This is a genomic window from Mycobacterium sp. (assembly GCF_008709575.1).
Taxonomy (GTDB): domain Bacteria; phylum Actinomycetota; class Actinomycetes; order Mycobacteriales; family Mycobacteriaceae; genus Mycobacterium.
Window position 1 is genome coordinate 1 of record NZ_VYIK01000449.1, and the last position, 626, is coordinate 626.

The 626-nt window shown below is 68.2% G+C and carries 1 protein-coding gene; it reads right to left on the reverse strand.

All coding sequences use genetic code 11. The features are described 5' to 3' along the window. The coding region (locus tag F6Q13_RS19525; RefSeq protein ID WP_293060018.1) for an N-terminal phage integrase SAM-like domain-containing protein at window positions 1–405 on the reverse strand (405 nt) is incomplete at its 3' end. Between the last annotated feature and the right edge of the window lie 221 nt (window positions 406–626).

Here is a 626-nt window from a genome sequence, read left to right on the forward strand (position 1 = left end):
GCTGTAGGCGTGGCTTTTGGCGGTGGGCCCGGTGTCGAGCCCGGTCCACCATCCGCGGACCCGTTCGGCGGTGATCTCGTTGATCCTGGTGTCGCCGAGGTCGGGCCCGATGTGGTTGCGCCACAACGACTCGTACAAGTACCGGGTTCGGGGCCGCAGTTGCCGGCCGGCGAGCCACAGCTCGAAGTACTCCCCTAGGGTTGGTGCGCCTCGGCCGGCGCGGGGCAGCGGGTTCCACAGGCCGGCGTCGATCTTCCGCGCTTCATCAGCTAGCCAGGCTTCGGCGTGGAGTTTCGCGGCGAAGGTGTCGGGCGCTTTGCGTCGAGTCCCGCCCGGCCCGGTGTATCGTGCCTGCCATCTGCCGCTGGGCAATCGGCGGATCGACCCGAAGCGCCTTCTGCTCACCGCTTGGAACCTCCCCCGGTCAAGGCCGCCGTGCCCAACACATGCCCTACGAGGGTACTACGGGCGCTACCCCGTGCTATCGTGGGTGGTGCCTGGTAGGCGGCAACACCGCAGGCCAGGCGCGCAAAACCGCAGGTTGAAGCACCACCCCGCAACCACCGCTAGACAGGTTCGAATCCTGCCGGGGGCACGCACAACTGTCTTGGCACCCGCTCGGTGGC